Below are 13952 nucleotides of genomic sequence, written 5' to 3'. Positions count from 1 at the left end.
GGGCGCGCCTTTTCGCCGGTGTTCCGCCGAGGGTCAGGGGGCGGCCCGGTCGCCGTCCCCCGAGGGATGATTCTGGCAAATCTGGTGGATTGTCACGATTTGGGGCGACGCGTCGAACGGTGCGTCGCGGCGTCTGCGCAGGGGGGCGAGGAGGGCCACCGCGGCCAGCGCCAGCACGCCCGCCCCGCTCGCCGCCAGCCCTGGTACCAGGCCCGGAGGGGTGTACACGCACGACAGCCGCGAGGCGCCGGAGCCCAGCGGCACGGCCAGCAGACCGGCGAACGAACCCGCCCCGCGCGACGGCCCGCCGTCCACCGAACAGCCCCACCCGGGCACCGCCGGAAGAGCGAACAGCGCGCTGCCCGAGCTGCCCGGCGGCAGCTCGGCAACCAGACCATGGCCGCTGGTGTTCCATTTGACGGGGCCGCCGGCGCGCCGGGCGGCCACCGCGGCGGACAGTCCGCGAGGGGGGAGGCAGCCGATGGGGTGTTCGGGGACATGTTGCCGGCCGGGTCCGGCGAAGCGGACCGACAGCGTGCCGTCGGCGGGCACGGCACCCAGGGTGCGGACCGGGTTCGCGGTGGTGCCGTCGCGCCGCCCGATCGCCCAGCTCCACCCGCCCAGGGCGCTGACCTTCCCGTAGAACCACGGGGCGTACCAGACGGCGGTGCCGCCCGGGGTGCAGCGGGCGGTGAAGGTGGTGCCGGGGCCGTAGGGATCGTCGGGGCCGCCGCCCGGCGCGGGGGGTCCGGCGGCGGGCAGCGTCCAGCCGCCGAGGGTGCGCACGGGAGCGGGGCCTGCGGCGGGGGCCAGGGCGGGGACCTCGTAGACCTTGGCGCCCAGGGCGCGCTCCTGGCGGGCGAAGACGCTCTCGGCACGTGCCGCCCGGGGCCTGCCGGATCCGTCCGTCCGGCGCTCGCCCGGACCGGCCGACGCGATGTCGCCGCGTACGGTCAGCAACGGACCGGGAGCGGCGGGCCGGACGGCGAACCGGCCGGGGCCGCGCGGCGCCAGATAGCTGCTGACCCCTATCAGGGCGCGCCCCACCGGGTCCTCGAGGCTGAGCGTGTGCCGCCCGTTGATGTACCAGCCGGCGCCCAGGCCGCGCAGCGTACGGGCGGTCGCGGCCGGCACGTAGCTGCTGTAGTACGAGCCGCCCTCGCCGCCGATCAGCAGCGGATCGTTGTCGGCGAACTCGTGCGGGCCGGGGTCGCTGCGCGAACGGGGCCAGTCGTCGCGGGCCGCGAGCCCCTGCCGGGCGGCGAGCGCCCGCGGGCCCAGCGTGGCCTTCGGCCGGAACCAGGCGATCTCGTCCCGCAGGGCCGCGAGGGAGTACGCCGCATAGGTCGAGCCGAACAGCACGGCGCAGGCCAGCGCGGCGGGCGCAACGGTCCCTACGGCGCCCGGGACGGCGCGGCGGCGGGCGGCCGCCAGCGCGAGCAGCGCGCCCAGCACGACACCGCCGCCGCCCGCCAGCAGAACCCAGGTGGGGGTACCGACCGAGGGCCGGTCCCGGCACGCCCAGGCGAGCAGCGCCACCAGCGCCGCACCCCCGGCCAGTTCCCCGGCCCGCGGCCGGTGCGCCAGCGCCAGCCAGGCGATCATGACGAGGATCCCGCTGAGGACGAAGGCGGCCCGGAACGGACTCCCGTTCGGCAGCGCGAACCCGTGCCACAGCAGGATCGTCGGCTCCCACACGAACGAACCGGCCACCGCCGCCGCCAGGACGCACCACCCCACCCGCGCCCTGACCGGCACGGCCCGCACCAACGGGAACGCCGCTACCAGCAGTAGCCCCGGCATCCCGACGAAGACGTCCGGGAGCTCCTGGGCGCCCCGCCCGCCGCCCGGCAGCAGCTGCGCCAACTGGTCGAGCAGTTGCGGCGGTCCGGGGTAGGACACCGCGGGCGCGGGCTGCGCCGCCCGGCTCGCCTCCAGGGTCACGGTCAGCGCGGGCGCCGCCAGCGCGATGCCCACCGCCGCCATCGAGACGGCCCGCCCCAGCGACCGCAGCCGGTCGCGGACCGGCGTCCCGGACGCCAGCGCCAGCCGCAGCAGCAGCACGAGCGCCGTCGCGAGGCTCGCCATCGCCGCCGTATAGAAATTGCCCGCCCAGGCGAGCGCGACGAGCAGCGTGCCCGCCACCCAGCGCCGCCGGTGCAGGCACCAGTCCGCCGCGATCCCGGTCATCGGCAGCGAGACCAGCCCCCACATCCACATCGGATCGGCGAACCCGTCGCGCAGCACCCAGGCGCACAGCCCGTAGCCCACCGCGAGCGGCGCCCGCAGCAGCCCCGGCCCCGGCCGCAGCCGCCCGAGGAAGACGGTCATCAGCGCCGCGCCGAGCCCGATGCTCAGCAACGTCACCAAAAAGACCGGGAATTCGACCAGATGGCGCGGGAAGAGCCCGACCAGCCACGAGAACGGATTCATCAGATACGTCAGGAAGTCGGCCAGGAACGGGACGCCGTACCCGCTGCTCCAGTTGAAGAACAGATCGCCGCTGGTGGTGCCGTGCAGCAGATCCCACAGCCGGGCGTGGAACGGAACGAACTGATTGCCCAGGTCGTTGACGGCGCGCGAGCGCCCCCCGAACGGGTAGCCGCCGTGGAGCGCCAGCGCCAGACAGTACGCCCCCATCGACAGCAGCGCCGCGAGCCCGGGGGCGGCCAGGCGCCTGATGATCGGTCTCACGGTTGCCGCGGTCTCCAGCTCCAAGATCAAGATCGCCGGGACTCACTCTAAGGGATATGTCCCACATGTTCGTTTTGCTATGCCGAAATGCGGGATAGTTTCCCGTGATTCCCTGGGGGCGCGGGCAGTTCCCAGGGCGCAATGGGAGAAGAAACGGAGTGCAGGTGGCCGCAACCGACAGTCCCCCGCCCGGCCGCACCGCCGGACCGGCCCCCTCCGACACCGTCTCGGTGATCGTCCCCGTCCACAACACCCGCCGCTACCTGGATCGCAGCCTCGGCTCCGTCTTCGCCCAGACCCTGCCCCAGGACCGCATCGAAGTGATCGCGGTCGACGACGGCTCCACCGACGGCAGCCACGCATGGCTGACCGAAGCGGCCCGCACCCACCCCAACCTGACGGTCCTGCACCGCCCCGCATCGGGCGGCGCCGGCCGCCCCCGCAACACCGGCCTGGCCCACGCCACCGGCGACTACGTCTTCTTCCTCGACTCCGACGACCGCCTCGGCCCCCAAGCGCTGGCCCGGCTCACCCGGATGGCCCGGACCCACGGCTCGGACATCGTCTACGGCCGCATAGTCGGCGCCGACGGCCGCGCCGCCCCCGTCGACCTGCGCACCACCAACCCCCGCGTCTCCCTCTTCGACTCCCCCGTCTACTGGAGCCTGGCCGCCTACAAACTCTTCCGCCGCTCCTTCCTCGACCGCCACCGCCTCCGCTTCGTCGAAGGCCGCCTCCTGGCCGAGGACCTCCCCTTCGGCATCGCGGCGCTGCTGCGCGCCGACGTCGTCTCCGTCCTCGCCGACTACGACTGCTACTACCTCCACGGCCGCGACGACGACAGCAACGCCAGCCGCCAGGACACCGACTGGCCCGAATACCTCGCCTACATCGCCACCGTCCTCGCCGACCTCGCCGCCCAGGTCCCGCCCGGCGCAGGCCGCGACACCCTCATGGTCCGGCACTTCCACGGCGAGATCCTCATGCCCTTCGCCGCCCCCTACCTCGCCCGCGCCCCGGCCGGCCGCCGCGACATGGCCGACGCCGCCCGCCCCCTCGTCGCCCGCTACCTCACCGACCGCGTCCTCGCGGCCCTGCCGCCCCGCCTCCGCCTGCGCGCCCACTGCCTGCGGGCCGGCCTCGACGACGAGCTGACCGCCATCGTCCGCGCCGACACCGCAACCCGCCCCGGACCGCCCCATGTGGACCCCGACGGCCGCGCCTACGCCGCCTACCCCTACTTCCGCGACCCCGCCCACCCCGTCCCCGACGCCTGCTACGACCTCACCACCCGCCTCGCCCTCCGCCAGCGCCTGACCGGCCACCACTGGAGCGACGGCACCCTCCACCTCCACGGCACCGCCGAACTCCCCGGCCTCGTCGCCCACGCCACCGAACTCGTACTCCGCGGCCGGGGCGCCGAATACCGCCTCCCCGCACGCCACTTGGACGGCGGCTGGCACGCCGCCCTCGACCCGGCGACCGCCGCGGACGGCGCCCCCCTGCCCGACGGCATCTGGGGGCTCAAGGTCGCGGTCACCGCGCACGGCGCAACCGGCCCGGCCGTACGCCGCGCCGCCTGGCTGCACCCGGAGACCGACGACCCCAGGACCCACGCCCCGCGCATCCTCGGCCGCGGCCCCGCCGGCCCCACCGTCGCCGCCCTCTTCCTCTCCCACCCCCACGGCCACCTCCACCTCGACCTCGACGCCCGCGGCGTACGCCGGCCCATCGGCGGCGACCTGCACGGAAGGATCACCGGCACGCCCACCCGCCGCACCGGCATCACCGCCTGCCTCACCCTCCCCGGGTGCCCCGCCGACGCCGAACTCCAGCTGATCCTCGCGGACGCGACCCGCATGGCGGGACTGCGCACAACGGTCGAACGGGGCGCGGGGGACCGCCTCACACTGCGCGCCCGGCTGCGCGGCGCACCCCGGGGCACATGGCAGGTGGCGGTCCGGTTCATCGCCGGGACGCTGCGGCTCCGCTGGCCGGTGGCCGCTTCCGACGGGCCGGGACCGCTGACGCTCACCCTGCCGCCGCGCCGTCCGCGGCGCTGAGCCGGACCGCCGCGCACCCTGACGGTCCCCGCCGGGACGCCTCCCGCAACGGGACCGGCGCCCCGCGCTCACGGGGTGTGCGGGGCGCCGGTACGCCGGGAGCCCGGCGGCGGTGCGCTCAAAGGCGGCGCACCCACGCGGCGGCGCCGTGGCCCACCGCCAGGTAGATCAGCGCGGGCAGGGCGTGGTTGAAGACGACCCGCAGCCCTTCCGTGTCCATCGTGAAGATGTCCTGCGACCAGCCGGCGAGCCAGCCGGCCAGGCCGTGCACGAAGTCGACGAACACATTCGCCTGATTCGCATCGAGCAGGTAGAGAAGGATCCACAGGCCGAGAAATCCCGCGGCGATGTCCGCGAGGGTGTGGATGATCAGGGCCGTTCTCTCCGCCCCGACGCCCCTCCGGTTGCCCGTCGCAGGGCTCCCGTTGGGGCCGTACGGGGCGTTTCGCCCGTCGTCGTACAGAGAGTTTGCGTTGCCGTTGTATGGGTCGTTTTCCGCCGAGCGGCCATGGGTATGAGTCACGGCCCACGCTTTGCCTGCGGCGTCCCGTTGAAACGCCCTCCACGCCCCATTCACAGAGGCTTCCGCGACTCGCCACCCCGCCTCGACGAACCGTCCACACGAAAGCCGTCCGCAACGGGGCGACCCCGGAGCTACCGCCCCCGGAGCCGCTCCCACCCCGCCCAGGCCGAGCCGATCATGTCGCGGACGTCATGGCGCGCCTTCCACCCCAGCTCGGAGCCGATCCGGTCGGCGGCGGCAACCACCCGCGCCGGATCGCCGGGCCGACGCGGCGTCACCTCCGGGGTGACCCCCTCGTGCCCGGTGACCTCGCAGATCAGGCCGATCAGCTCGCGCACGGAGACGCCCTCGCCGCGGCCGATGTTGAGGGTCAGATCGCGCACCGGGCCGGGCTCGGCGAGCTTGCGGGCGGCGGCGACGTGGGCGTCGGCGAGATCGGCGACGTGAATGTAGTCGCGGATGCAGGTGCCGTCGGGAGTGTCGTAGTCGTCACCGAAAATGCGCGGGGCGGCGCCCTCGCTGAGCTTCTCGAAGACCATCGGGACGATGTTGAAGACGCCCGTGTCGGCCAGTTCCGGGGTGGCCGCACCCGCGACGTTGAAGTACCGCAGACACGCCGTGCTGATGCCGTGCGCCTTGCCCACCGCGCGCGCCATCCACTCGCCGGCCAGCTTCGTCTCGCCGTACGGATTGATCGGCACGCAGGGGGTGTCCTCGGTGACCAGATCGACGTCCGGCATGCCGTAGACCGCCGCCGAGGAGGAGAACACCAGACGGCCGACACCGGCGGAGGCCATGGCCTCCAGGAGCGTCTGCAGGCCGTGGACGTTCTCGCGGTAGTAGAGCAGCGGCATCTCCACGGACTCGCCGACCTGCTTCTTGGCGGCCAGATGCACCACATCGGTGATCTCGTGCGCGGCGAACGTACGGTCCAGCAGCGCCCGGTCGAGGGTGGAACCGACGACCAGGGGGACGTCCTCAGGGATCCGGTCGGCGATGCCGGTCGTCAGGTTGTCGAGCACGACGACCGGCTTGCCCGCCTGGCGCAGGGCCCGTACGACATGGGCGCCGATATAGCCGGCACCACCCGTGATCAAGTAAGACATGGCGCCAATCCTAGGTCGGTGGGCGGACAGGGGAGGGGAGCGGCTCAGCGGCGGAGTTTGCGTGCCGCGATGCGCCATACGCTGCGCAGCCCGGCGGCGACCCGCAGTGAGAGCGCACCGCCGGTGGTCGCGTACGGCTGCGCCAGGAGAAGCCCATGGCGGCGGCTGGGCAGCGCGCGGCGGCGCAGCCCGGACCCGGTCGCGCGCAGCGAGGCGCGGAAGCTGGAGGCATCGGCGCAGCGGACCTCGGCCATCAGGTCCCACGGCTCCGGGTCGGCCGCATGACCGGTGCGCCGGTCGACCAGGGTCGCCAGATCCAGGACCACCTCGGCGGTCCAGCACGCCTCCGACCCGGCGGCGGCCGGGGCAGGGGTCAGCTCGGCGGTATGGACCGGGCCGCGCCGGTCGTCCCGGCGGCGGCGCAGCTCTATGTCGATGCTGACCGGGCCCGCCGCGGCCAGCCGTCCGTACAGATCATGGACGCGCAGACGCAGCCGGCTGCGGGTGCCGATGAGCGGTTCGGCGTCGATGGTCACCGGGAGACGGTGCATCGGCTTGGTGCCCAGCGCATCCAGCTCGACCTCGGGCAGGTCGGGGGACCACACGGCATGGCCGTCCGCCTCGGCGTACGGGGGCAGCAGCCGCCCCGGCCGGGCCGCGAGCTGGGTCAGGCGCTCCAGGTCACGCGGGGCGGGGGAGGCCAGCACGACACGGGCCAGCCAGCGCGCCGGGGCGCGGGCGGCCCGCAGATCGGCCTCGTCGAAGCCCGCCAGATACTCACGGGTCAGCCGCCACCACTCGGTGCGGTAGTCGGCGCCGCGGGTGTGCAGCTCGCGGACGTACAGCCGCAGATCATGGTCGAGGAACTTCGTGTCCGCGGCGTGCGCCAGGGCCTTGTGCCCGGCGTCCTGGAAGATCTGCACGCTGGCGCGGTGGGCGTCGATCCGGGCCTGCCAGTTGGCGACGCTCTTACGGTCCAGGGAGATGGACTGCTTGGCGGCGCTGCGACGGACGTGCCAGATGTAGACGTGGTCGGGGATGGTGGCGATGCGCGGCGCGGCGGCCAGCACCCGCGCCGTGAAGACGAAGTCCTCGTAGGTGTAGCGGCCCTCCGGGAAGGTGATGCCGTGCGCCGACAGGAACGTTCGTTCATAGAGCTTGTTGACGCACAGGGTGTCGCGGACCAGATGCGGGCTCGCGCCGGCCGAGTCGTGCACGGCCGGCTCCCGGTAGAGGGCTGGCAACCAGGGAACATCCCGCTTCGCGGGCAGCTCGCGGCGCACACAGGCGCCCGCCGCCACCGGGACCTCGTGCCGCAGCGCAGCGGCCAGCAGGGCCCGGACCGCACCCGGCGGCAGCACATCGTCACTGTCCAGGAACATCACGAAGCGGCCGGTGGCGGCCCGCAGCCCGTCGTTGCGCGGGGTACCGCAGCCGCCGCTGTTCTCGGTGCGGTGGATCACCCGCAGCCGGGCCTCGGTACGGGCGAGGGCGTCCAGGGCATCGCCGGTGCCGTCGGTCGAGGCGTCGTTCACCGCGATCACCTCGGTGGCGGTGTCCCCCGACGCCCCCTGCGCGAGCGCCGAACGCACGGCATCGCAGACATGGGCGGCATCGTTGAAGGCGATGACGACGATGCTGACCTGGGCGGTTGGCGTGATGGTGGGCCCAGGCCGCGGCTCAAGGGCTTCTTTCACAGTCACTACATCTACATTTCGTGTCGACAGCATCTCTGGGCGCGAGCGGGATCCGATCCTTTTGTCTGATGGGTCAGAGGAGGAATCCCGTCGCACGGTTGCACCCGTCGCCGCGGATTTCCGCGTTCTTGCCGTCTTCTTACTGACCGGAAGACCGGGCTCGGGCATGCAGAAGTCCGTAAGGGCTTCTGCACAAGCTGTAACGACGCGAAGGCCGCACGATGCCGATCCGCGCGCCACCACCTTGCCGCCGCGCCCGCCCGCCGCCGCTTCCCCGCCCCTCACCCCCCGAGCAGATCCGCCACCCGGGCCGCCGCGCCCCCGTCGTCCCAATGGCAGAAGGACCGCCGGAACTCCGCATACGCCTCCGCACCCGCCCGGCCGATGGCCGGCAGATCACCCAGCGCATCGATCAGCTCACCGGTGCCGGCCAGCAGCGGACCGGGCACCCGGGCCTCGAAATCCAGGGTGAACCCCCGCAAGGTGTCGCGGTAGTGCGGCAGATCGGGAGTCAGGAACAGCATCGGGCGGCCGGTGTTGGCGAAGTCGACGGCCAGCGACGAGTAGTCCGTGACCAGCACATCCGCGGCCAGCAGAAGCTCGGTGGCATCGGGGTGGGCCGAGACATCGCGGGCGAAAGGCGCGTGGTGGGCTGGCAGCCGGTCGGCCACCAAGGGATGACTGCGCACCAGAAGGACGTGATCGTCGGCGAGCGCGCGGCGGGCCCGCTCCAGGTCGAGCGGGAGATGCAGGCGGTGGTGGGCGGCGTCGTAGGCCAGATCGTCGCGGAGGGTCGGGGCGTAGAGCACGACCGTGCGGCCCGGCTCGATCCCCAGGCGCGCCCGTACGGCCGCCGCCCTGCTCTCCCGGTCCGGCGCCACCAGCGCGTCCGTCCGCGGCAGCCCCGACTCCAGCAGCTCACCGCGGTAGCCGAGGGCGGAGCGCAGCACCGGCGTGCTGTGCGCGTTGGGCGACAGCAGCACGCTCCACTGCCGGCCCAGCCGCGGCCGGGGCGCCAGATGGGCGAACCCGCCGCAGAGCGTGCCGGACAGCGCCGCGCCGATCTGCTTGAGCGGGGTGCCGTGCCAGGTCTGGACGACGCTCTGGCCGTCGCGGCGCAGAAACCACGACGGCAGATGCGTGTTGGTGACGATCCAGCGGCTGTGCGCCAGCGCACCGTGCCACTCGGCGCTGCCGACGACCACGGCGCGGGCCGAGTCCGGCACCGCGGCCTGCGCATCGCGCACCGCCCACAGATGCCTGACGTCCGTCCCGCGCCGCACCAGCTCTTCGTGCACCGCCCGCGGCGAATCCCCGTACGCCCGGCCCCCGAAGCTGCTGTAGAGGACGGCCTCGCGCAGCGGACGCCCCCGGTGCAGCGGATAGTGCAGCTCGCGCAGCACCCGGCGGCGGTACGGGCCGCGGTCCGTGGCGGGCAGCGCCGGGCCCGCCGTCACGAGCGCCTCGTCGTGGCGGTGCCGGTCGAGGGTGAGCGGCTTGCCGGCGACCGTACGGGAGGCCGGCAGCCCCTCGAAGACGTCGGGCGCGAACCGGACCGGGGCATCCAGCGGCGAGCCCTGCGCACCCACCTCCCGCAGATGCAGCGTCCAGCGGCCCTCGCGCAGCGGCAGCTCACCCGCGAGGGACGGCAGGGCGGCCAGCGGGAGAGCGCAATGGAAGCGGTCCCCGTCGTGGGCGGCGGGAAAGGCCGCCTCGACCGCATGCGCACCGTGCTTGAGGACGACCTCGGCGGCCGGCGGTGCGGCGGCCGGCAGCCGGCCCGCCACCAGCAACGTGCCGTCCGCCCGCCAGACGACACGGTCCACATACGGCTGCGGGGTCCGGTCGTGCAGGACGAGGCCACCCGCGGCGGTGGCCGCGACGACCAGCTCGCGGCCCTGCGGCAGCGGATGGCCCACCGGAGACAGACCGGGAGGGCAGGCGATCGCGTCCGTACCGCCGTCCGGCAGCACCAGCTCCGGCATCCAGGTCTCGGTGTGCACGGGCGCGAGCGCCCGCGGCGCGCCGTCCCGGACGGGGCGCGCGGCGGCCAGCGCATCGAGGCGGAGGCGCAGGGTCAGGAGATCCCCGGACCCCGCCCCCTCCGGAACCGCCGGTTCCACCGGAAACGTCACCACCGTGCCCGTCCCCTGATGGGTCAGCCGCAGACCCACCGGGCGCGGGCCGGGCGCCGACACGGTCAGCTCCAGCGCCTCGGCCGACGCGGCATGCTGCCCGGCGAACCGGCGCGTCCGCCGCTCGACCGACAGCCGCAGCCGCCCGTCGACGTACCCCGGGGCGATCCACACACCGTCCGCGCCCGCCTCGTACGCGAGCGGCGCGGCACCCGTGCCGGTGTCCGCCGCCCCCAGCGCCGCCGCCCGCACCACGCCCGCCGACGCGACGATCACCCCGGCCGTCCAGACCCCCTCCTCCCAGCGCCCGCCCCTGCGCAACCGCGCCGGATCCAGCGTGACCTCGAACCCCGCCCAGTCGTAACAATGCCGCTCCTGCCCGGACTCGGCGGTCGCCTGCGGCATCACCACCGCCCGCAGCGGCAGCAGGATCCGGCGCCGCCCCTGCGCGAGCACCACCGTCCTGAGATAGCTGCCCCGGGCGGCCGCATCCAGATTGCGCAGATACGCATAGCCGCGCAGCACCAGCGACCCGTCCCGCCACACCGCCTCCAGCACCCGGGCCCGCACCGGAAAATCCGTACGGTCCAGCCGGGCCACTCCCGGCGGCAGCTCCAGCGCAGGAGCGAACGGCAGCACCGCGCGCTTGCGCAGCGGCGGGCCCGCCACATCGAACCCGGCCGGATCACGGACCTCGTGCACGAGCAGCGTCAGCAGATCCGCGAGCCGGCCCGCGCGGATCAAGTACCAGCGCATCCGCAGCTCCACCGGAAGCGTCGGAAACAGCCGGGCATCGACCCCCGCGAGAAAGCCGCGGGCACCCTCCAGGAACGCGGTACGGCACTCGGGCGCGGCCGCCGGCAGCGCCGCCACGAGATCGAGCAGCCCATCGGTCAGCAACCACCGGTCGTACTCCCGCCGGCAGCCGTGGCGACGCGGATGCGCCGGATCGGCGAGGAACCGCCGGATCCCGTCCACCGCCGCGAACCGGTCCCGCACACCCGCCACATCGAGCCGCCGGTGCCGCTCCGGGCCCTCCGGCAGACGATGGTGGACGACATGCTCGTGCCGGACATCCACCGCCTCGGCCAGGAAATGCGCGGGCAGCGTCACCGACGCGTCGTCGCACAACTCCCCCTCCGGAAAGGCGAATCCGTGGCGGTCCCAGAAACTGCGACGGAAGACCTTGTTCCGGGCGAAGTGATCCGACAGCAGCGTGCGGTCCTCGGTGACATGGGTGCGCAACGCGGTCTCCCGCGGCGCCGGATGGAGCCGGCACTGACTGCGGCCCGCCGCGCCCAGCCGGTAGACATTGCCGGTCGCCAAATCGGCGCCGGACGCATCCAGCACACCTGTCAGATCCTCGTACGCGCGCGGCAGCAGCACATCGTCCGCGTCGAGGAACGCCAGATAGGCGGTGCCCGGATAGGCGTGCCGGGCACCGGCGTTGCGCGCCGCACCGAGGGTGAGGACGCCCCCCGGACGGCGGACCCCGCTGCCGGCCGCGGGGCCCGCCGACGGGCGGACGATACGGAACCTCGGGTCCCGGTCCGCACATGCGCGGGCGAGGGCGACGGGCTCCGCGGCTGCGTCCTCCACCAGCACCACGTCCAGCTCGGTCAGCGTCTGGGCCGCCACCGACTCCAGGCACTCCTCCACATTCGGCTCCGGCCCCTCACTGCGAGAGACCGGGACGACCACGGTGAGCCGAGGCTTCATACGCGCGGACCTGCCTTTCCGAACACGTGCCGATCAGGCGAATCACGGGATTGCGGCGTTCAACTCGCCCGTCGGCGGCACGGTCACCGGATCTGCGCTGAAAGGGTGAGACGGCCGGGGCGCGCACAGGGGCGGCGTGCCGCGCCGCACGCCTCCCCCTCGATGCCGTAGACCGTTGGGCAGCGTCATGGCCCCACGCGCCATGTCCCCAGGGAAAGGTGACCGCGACCGATGCCCGGCCGAACCGACAGCTCCGCCGCCACCAACAGGCCCGAAGTACCCGCCCCCCAGACCCGCGGGACCCGGCCCGCCGGCGGTGCCGGCACCGCTCCGCACGCCTCCACCGCACGCTTCCCGGACGGCGAACGCACCGGCGTCGTACGGCCCTTGCCCGCCCGGCCCCGCTACCGCCGGCAACTGCGCCGGATCGGCCCCGGACGGGTGCTGGAGATCGGCTGCGGCGCGGGCGACACGCTCGCCGACTGCGCCCCCGGCAGCGTCGGCATCGACCACGACCCGCGCTCGGTCCACAAGTGCCGGGCCCGCGGGCTCACCGCCTACACGGCCGACACCTTCCTCGCCGGCCCGCACGCCCGGCCCCGCGCCTTCGACGCGCTGCTGTGCGCGCACGTCCTGGAGCATCTCGACGACGAACAGGTCGAGGGCCTGCTGCGGGCCTACCTCCCCTACGTACGGCCGGGCGGCGGCGTCCTGTTGATCACCCCGCAGGAGGCCGGCCACCGCGCCGAGCCGGCCCCGGTCCGCTTCACCGACTTCACGCTGCTGCGCGCCTTCGCCGAATCGGCGGGGCTGGACGTACGGCGCACCTACTCCTACCCCCTGCCGCGCGCCGCCGGGAGGCTGCTGCGGCGCAACGTGTTCGCGCTGGTGGGGCAGGTGCCGCGATAGGCGGACGGGCCGGGGCGGGTCAGCCGGCCGCCGGCCCGCCCGCCCGCCGGTTCAGCGCCCCGCCGTACGGCCCTTCCGGCGGGCGGAGACGATCGCCCGGGTGACGATCGGCGGCAGCACGTCCAGCGCGACCCGGCGCAGCACGCTGCGCTGCGGGCGAGGCCGCGGGACGGCCGCGGACGCCTGCGGCGCCCGGGCCCCCGAAGGCGTGGACGGGCGCGCCGCGGCCTTCGGCCGGTGCCGGGACGCCGGCTGCGCGGGCTCCTCGGCACCCTTGGCGCTCAGCCGGATCAGCGGGGCGTCATTGACGTACTGCACCTCGTGCCAGATGTCCTTACGGGACTGCAGCCACTCCAGCAGCGCCTTCTGCAGCGGCTCCGGGTCGCCCCATGTCCCGTAGAACTTGGTGCCGGTGATGCAGATGGGGCGCAGCCCCTCGTTCGCCACGGCCTGCCAGGTGGCGGCGGCCACCCCAGGACAGTGCTCGGCGCGGTAGTCGTCCATGACGACCACGCCCTCCTCGACGAGCAGCGCGCGCACCGACTGGATGTCGCCGTGCACATGCTCGTACAGATGCGAGGCGTCGATATGGGCGAAGCGCACCGAGTCGTCGGCGACATGGTCACGGACGACGGAGCTGAGGCCCTGCACGATGGTGGGCAGCTCGTCATGGAACGAGAGGTAGTTGGCCTCGAAGGCGCGGCGGGTCAACGTCGCGTAGGACTTCTTCATCTCCTTGGAGTTGGAGGAGTCCTCGGCGGGCGAATCGAAGAGGTCGCACACCGTGAAGCGCTCCTCGGAGCGCATCCGAGCACCGAGGAAAATGGCGCTTTTGCCCATATACGCTCCCAGCTCGAGCAGGTCGCCCGAGACCGACCGGTCCCGCTGATGCGCGAGAAACCAGTCGAAGAGCAGCTGGTCGGCGGTGAAGAACCAGCCCTTCACGTCGGACAGCCGGGTGGGGCAGGGGAGTTGTTCGGCACTCTGGTCTGCGGTGGGGGCAGTCATGTGCGGTCCGTCTCCAGACGGTCGGGAATCGATGGCGATGTGCGACGCGTATGCGGATGTGTGCGGAAGGTATGTGCCGGCGTGTTCTGCCGTGGATA

General features: G+C 73.7%; 8 protein-coding genes. 2 read left to right on the top strand and 6 right to left on the bottom strand.

Going from position 1 to position 13952, the window contains the following annotated elements; all coding sequences use genetic code 11:
- Window positions 1–33: 33 nt before the first annotated feature.
- Window positions 34–2694, bottom strand: a complete 2661-nt coding sequence (locus ACIGWZ_RS07965) for a YfhO family protein (protein WP_400061927.1) — start codon at window positions 2692–2694, stop codon at window positions 34–36.
- 164 nt (window positions 2695–2858) lie between these two features.
- Between ACIGWZ_RS07965 and ACIGWZ_RS07960 the strand changes: the two genes are divergently transcribed.
- Window positions 2859–4757, top strand: coding sequence for a glycosyltransferase family 2 protein (locus ACIGWZ_RS07960; RefSeq protein WP_400061926.1), 1899 nt, complete (start codon window positions 2859–2861; stop codon window positions 4755–4757).
- A gap of 118 nt (window positions 4758–4875) precedes the next feature.
- Here ACIGWZ_RS07960 and ACIGWZ_RS07955 read toward each other — a convergent pair whose 3' ends face one another.
- From ACIGWZ_RS07955 to ACIGWZ_RS07940, 4 genes are all read right to left on the bottom strand, one after another.
- Entirely contained in the window at window positions 4876–5220 is a 345-nt protein-coding gene (locus tag ACIGWZ_RS07955; protein ID WP_400062043.1) for a hypothetical protein, read from the bottom strand.
- 191 nt (window positions 5221–5411) lie between these two features.
- Entirely contained in the window at window positions 5412–6386 is a 975-nt protein-coding gene (galE, locus tag ACIGWZ_RS07950; RefSeq protein WP_400061924.1) for a UDP-glucose 4-epimerase GalE, read from the bottom strand.
- 44 nt (window positions 6387–6430) lie between these two features.
- Window positions 6431–8083, bottom strand: a complete 1653-nt coding sequence (locus ACIGWZ_RS07945) for a glycosyltransferase family 2 protein (protein WP_400062041.1) — start codon at window positions 8081–8083, stop codon at window positions 6431–6433.
- Window positions 8084–8364: 281 nt separating this feature from the next.
- Window positions 8365–11937 carry a CDP-glycerol glycerophosphotransferase family protein gene (locus ACIGWZ_RS07940; RefSeq protein WP_400061922.1) on the bottom strand — a complete coding sequence of 1191 codons (3573 nt, stop codon included), beginning with the start codon at window positions 11935–11937 and terminating at the stop codon, window positions 8365–8367.
- A gap of 231 nt (window positions 11938–12168) precedes the next feature.
- Between ACIGWZ_RS07940 and ACIGWZ_RS07935 the strand changes: the two genes are divergently transcribed.
- A complete protein-coding gene (locus ACIGWZ_RS07935) occupies window positions 12169–12846 on the top strand; it encodes a class I SAM-dependent methyltransferase (RefSeq protein WP_400061920.1) in 678 nt (225 codons plus the stop codon).
- A gap of 51 nt (window positions 12847–12897) precedes the next feature.
- Here the strand turns inward: ACIGWZ_RS07935 and ACIGWZ_RS07930 are convergent, their stop codons facing one another.
- Complete coding sequence (locus tag ACIGWZ_RS07930) at window positions 12898–13854, bottom strand: class I SAM-dependent methyltransferase (RefSeq protein WP_400061918.1); 957 nt, start codon at window positions 13852–13854, stop codon at window positions 12898–12900.
- Window positions 13855–13952: the final 98 nt, after the last annotated feature.

Source organism: Streptomyces sp. NPDC053427 (assembly GCF_044544985.1).
GTDB lineage: Bacteria > Actinomycetota > Actinomycetes > Streptomycetales > Streptomycetaceae > Streptomyces.
Note: the sequence above shows the minus strand (reverse complement) of the source record. Positions and strands in the feature narration are given on the sequence as shown.

Excerpts from the sequence above, each read along its gene's own strand:
- galE (WP_400061924.1), bottom strand. The coding sequence starts at position 6,386 with ATGTCTTACTTGATCACGGGTGGTGCCGGCTATATCGGCGCCCATGTC.
- ACIGWZ_RS07940 (WP_400061922.1), bottom strand. The coding sequence starts at position 11,937 with ATGAAGCCTCGGCTCACCGTGGTCGTCCCGGTCTCTCGCAGTGAGGGG.
- ACIGWZ_RS07935 (WP_400061920.1), top strand. The coding sequence starts at position 12,169 with ATGCCCGGCCGAACCGACAGCTCCGCCGCCACCAACAGGCCCGAAGTA.
- ACIGWZ_RS07930 (WP_400061918.1), bottom strand. The coding sequence starts at position 13,854 with ATGACTGCCCCCACCGCAGACCAGAGTGCCGAACAACTCCCCTGCCCC.